Origin of the sequence: Pseudomonas sp. 28 E 9, from assembly GCF_900004785.1 — a bacterium.
Taxonomy (GTDB): domain Bacteria; phylum Pseudomonadota; class Gammaproteobacteria; order Pseudomonadales; family Pseudomonadaceae; genus Aquipseudomonas; species Aquipseudomonas orientalis_A.
This window is the reverse complement of the sequence record NZ_CVTK01000034.1, coordinates 1-4,359: the sequence shown is the minus strand read 5'-3', so window position 1 is coordinate 4,359 and position 4,359 is coordinate 1. Positions and strand designations below refer to the sequence as shown.

Annotated in this window: 3 protein-coding genes and 1 pseudogene; all 4 read right to left on the bottom strand. The window is 51.2% G+C overall.

Features of this window, described 5'->3' with window-relative positions; translation table 11 throughout:
- Positions 1–172: 172 nt before the first annotated feature.
- On the bottom strand, positions 173–703 hold the full coding sequence (locus BFQ00_RS27780; protein WP_083227316.1) for an SMI1/KNR4 family protein: 531 nt from the start codon (positions 701–703) through the stop codon (positions 173–175).
- Positions 704–813: 110 nt separating this feature from the next.
- Positions 814–1,092 carry a hypothetical protein gene (locus BFQ00_RS07175; RefSeq protein WP_130184043.1) on the bottom strand — a complete coding sequence of 93 codons (279 nt, stop codon included), beginning with the start codon at positions 1,090–1,092 and terminating at the stop codon, positions 814–816.
- Positions 1,093–1,164: 72 nt separating this feature from the next.
- Positions 1,165–2,031, bottom strand: coding sequence for a hypothetical protein (locus BFQ00_RS07170; protein ID WP_065933040.1), 867 nt, complete (start codon positions 2,029–2,031; stop codon positions 1,165–1,167).
- A 957-nt stretch (positions 2,032–2,988) separates the two neighbouring features.
- Positions 2,989–4,296, bottom strand: a pseudogene (locus tag BFQ00_RS30360) (VENN motif pre-toxin domain-containing protein); the annotation flags it as partial.
- Positions 4,297–4,359 lie beyond the last annotated feature (63 nt).

Sequence of the window (4,359 nt, the reverse complement as noted above, 5' to 3'; positions counted from 1 at the left end):
TGATCAGGCTGACCTGTTTGCCGGCGTCCAACAAAATAGGGGGCTGAGCACTATTCTTCTACAAAAAATAAATCATATTTTTAAAGAGCAACTTCACTGAACTCTAAAAAACGCAAACCGTGGTCTGCCCCCTATTTTCTTCTCCCTCTACCCCTACTCCCTCCTTATAAACCTAATCAGCAATCCTAAAGAAATGATTATCTAGATCATCAGGGGGAAACTGACTGGGCAAAATTTTTGACGAAATATCTCTGCTAAGCAACTTTAAAAGAAACTCAACACAGCCAAAATTGTAGACCTCCTCCGCCCCCTGATCCGAGCTATGAATTGCAACTTTCCATGACTCTGGTTCTCCATTGACTAACCAAACAAGAGTTTCTCCATTATCCGTTACCGCCCAAGGAAGAAAAGAACCTTCCGCAGGGTAAGCTGGTCTCGGATAGTCCGACAAAAACTCCTGCCTCATTACAGCGTATGTATCTATAAAGTATTTGATTTTTTCAAAATTCAAGTTTGGATTTTTTGAAAACGGGTCTAGAATCCATAAAAAATCGTCTACTGCCCCACATCCGTAAATTGATATTAACTGCTTGAAATCATTCGGAAATCGTGGATTTCCCTCAGATTCAAAGTTCGCCCAAGCCGCGTTATCGAAGATTCGCTGAGAGGGTGGCGAAAGAAGACTAATCAGCTTATTTATCATCCGTACTTAAACCCTGGGACGGCGAGCCATATAAACCCTAATTGGATAAGAACTTACAGCTTGGCCGTCGATCACTAGGCCGACGAAATTCAATAACTACAAAAAACAAATCATGCTTTTAAAAGAGCGACTGTACTAAACTCTAAAAACGCAAAACCGTGGCCTACCCTATTTTTCCAAAAAATAAACCAGATTTTCAAAGAGCAACTCCGCTGAACTCTAAAAACGCAAAACGTGGTCTGCCCCATATTTCCCTGCATCCCGCGGACACCACCTTCGTAGCTTTGCGCCTTATCGATGGCCCGACTACCACTCACAGCGACGGAATTGGTTATTTCCAGCGCAGTGCCCGCTGCTTTTGCACCAAGTAAACTGCTATTCAACCACATCAACATCTCCGAAAAACGTTGTCTGTTCCCTATCATTTATCAGGGTCAGTTTCCGATTTTTCTATCTATCCTTTAGCTGAAGAAATTTCTATAGGCCGTCTCAACCCTTACAGAAACTTCATCGGGTTTGAAAGTCAGATTCTCCAATGCAGCCACTTCAACAGATAACAACGGATTCTCAACTGCAGGTGACTTCAACCCGAACTGTTGGCGAACCTTAAAAATTGCGAAAACCTCCAAAGGCAGCAAATCAAAAGGTGGGTTTTTGAACTCAGGGTCCCAAGCCCCGCCCTTATCTTCGGCGTTAGCTAAGTGATATTGGCATACCGCGTCCAGTACACCGGCAAGCCTTTGCTCATCTGCCCAACTGTCTATCACTTTCTTGTAAATGCCGAGATCCATAGACTCAATCAGGGGAGGTGCACTCCCACCCGAATAGACGGAATAGAGCCACAGCATGAAAGGTTCGAATCGACGCTCTTTGAGATAGCCGGGATCAACAGCTCCATCAACAGTCAACATCCCGACAAGCACATCGGCGACCGACTCCGCTAGATCATGCCTATCCGCAGCAATGAAACCTGCAAGTAAGCAACCTGCATTGCTCAACTGATTGGTCAGATTCGGGGCGTTTCTAATGCCTTGAAGAAAGCTCGTATTAGAAAAGGTCTTAGCTCTGAGCATTAGCACCCAATAGCGGTAAATCATCGCGCGGGATACTTCCTCCCAGCCAGAAATATCACCGGTACAAATAGAAACCTCTCCCTGTATACCGTGACAAACTGCAAGTATCCCCAATGAATCAGATACATTGCCCAACCCCTCCAAGGAGTCACAGGCAAGATCCTCTTCAAGGTACTCAAGCTCTTGAGCCACCATCCCATCCGACTGAGACAGCCAGTGCCGATGCTGCTCTAGGATTCGTTCTATTTTTTTCATTCTGGTACGCCCCATCAGTCAATTACGCGCCCAAGGTGAGACCCGCAATACTTCACCCTGTAGGTCAACGCCGATCAAATTACCACTCACATTTTCAGGGGCACGCCTGAACTCCCTAAGCATCTGCCTAGCCTGCTGCTGCTCTGCCACGCTGATGCTCTTGTAACGACCTTGTCGACTAGCTGCCTGACCCAGAACATCCTCGATGAACGTTGTCATGTTCTGCTGTCGTACAGAAAGATCTCCCACATTCCCCGTTCGCGAAGTTTTTACTTCAGTGAACGCGAGGCGGCCATCCGGTGTACGGCTGACAATGTCGATGCCGTTACCACTGCGGTTCTGCACAGCGAAGATGTCAGTGTGGTTGTTGTCACGCAAGAAGACCTTGGAGATATCTTCACCTAGGTCACCAACCTGCTGATTGGTTAGCTTCGAAAGATCTTTACCTCGGGTGGCTGAAAACAGATCAAGTGTCGTACCCGAAGTAACGGCTCCACCTGCCTGACCTAGCCCTTTTGCATCAAGAGCGCCACCTTTTGCAGCCTCAACATTCCGCGCCGCCGCCGCAGCATCCGCAGTAGCAGCTACCTCCTTCCCAAGACTACCAAATCCACCAACGCCCAGAGCCCCACCGCCAGCCATCGCAGCACCAAAAGGCACCTCTACTGCTGCTATTGTCAGTTCGGTACAAGCTACTGGGTTCATCCCACAGGCATTTAACAGGGCTGGACCAAGCAACATGCCTCCTGCCACTGTTGCGGCTACAGCGGCACCACCCGCCAACGTATAAGCAAGGCTTTCACGGCGCTCGGCATACATTTGCGCCGAGCACGCCTCTGCGCTCAGTCCTGCACAGTTTTGCTCCTTGTAGTGCTCGTTTTCAGCGTTGATGCGCTCTTCAGCCTTTTGTTCGAGCGTCTTACCCTCAGCTCTTGCACTGGCAATATCAGCTACTGAGTTGTTCTCAACCGCATTGTTGCCAGCCTTTGCACCGGCAAGTGCACCGCTCAGGTCACCTCCTGCAAGCCCGCCTGCCAAACCCGATGCCAATGTCGAAAGCGCCGATACTGTCTGTTTCTGCTTCTCACTCAAATTCTCGGTTTTAATACCCGGATACAACTGCGCCGCAATCAACTCCCCCGTGCCAGCTCCTGCGGCGCCGGCAACCGCCGAGTTCCCTTGGGCCTGTGCAACTACAGCACCCAATACCACGTGGGCCATGATTCGGGCGGTATCGTTGTCCTGCGCTGACTGCTTGATGATGTTCGCCAGATAGGGCGCCGACGCGCCTGCGAGGGCGGAGCCGATGTCCCCGCCTGCCAGTCCTTGCAAAGCTGCCGTCACCGCTTGAGCGGCACGTTGATAATCGCCCCCCGTTTCGTACGGCTGCATCACCGTACGGGTCACCTGTGCGGCGATCTCTTTATCCGTCGGCTGGGTATTGCCCTCACGGATAAGTTTGTCTCGCGCAGCCGCTATCGCTTCGGGATCTTTTTGAGCATTGGCCGCGTTAATGGCACCTTGAGTGCGTGTGATATCCGCCGCTTGAGTGCCAATATCCGCAATCAACTGCACCTGCCGCAGCCGTTTCTGCTCTTTCTCCTTATCGAAGATGGGGCTGATGGCGCCGTTGGCGTGTTCAACATCGTGGCTCAGCGTTGCCACGTCCTGCTGCTGTTTGGCAGGGTCGCGGATGTTGAGGGTGCCGTTGGAAATGGCCGAGGACGTGGTGCCGCTGTCGCTGTCGCCGTGGTTGAATCCGACCAAGCTGCCGGTGGGCATATTGCTGATGAACGCGTTGGTGCCATCGCTGCCACTGCTGACGCTGGCGCTCTGCAACTGGCTTGTGTAGTCAGCCTTGTTCTTTAAAACGCTCCAGCCCAGCGTACCGGTGTTCAGGCGGTTTTTGTCCGGCGTAGCCGTGCTGGCGATCACGCTGCCATCGAGTTGGGTATGGTTGCCCACGTCAATCTGGTAGCCGCCCTTGCCGCCGAACAGGCCGGTTTGCTCCTGCACACTCTGGTATTTGGAGTCGATCTTGCTTTTGCTGATGCTCAGGTTTGCGCTGGCGCCGCTGCCGATGATGGCGAAACTGACGCCTCCACTGACATCCGTTTGCTTGGACTTGTAGTTATCGGTGTCCTGCAGGCTTTGCAGCGTGAGGTCGCGACCCACGGTGGCGGTGATTTTGTCTGCGCTGACTTGCGCGCCTTTGAGGGCAGTGTCTCGTCCACTGATCAGGCTGACCTGTTTGCCGGCGTCCAACAAAATAGGGGGCTGAGCACTATTCTTCTACAAAAAATAAATCATATTTTTAAAGAGCAACTT

Bases quoted from the DNA above. Each gene is read 5' to 3' on its own strand.
- BFQ00_RS07170 (WP_065933040.1), bottom strand. From the start codon at position 2,031: ATGAAAAAAATAGAACGAATCCTAGAGCAGCATCGGCACTGGCTGTCT.
- BFQ00_RS07175 (WP_130184043.1), bottom strand. From the start codon at position 1,092: ATGTGGTTGAATAGCAGTTTACTTGGTGCAAAAGCAGCGGGCACTGCG.
- BFQ00_RS27780 (WP_083227316.1), bottom strand. From the start codon at position 703: ATGATAAATAAGCTGATTAGTCTTCTTTCGCCACCCTCTCAGCGAATC.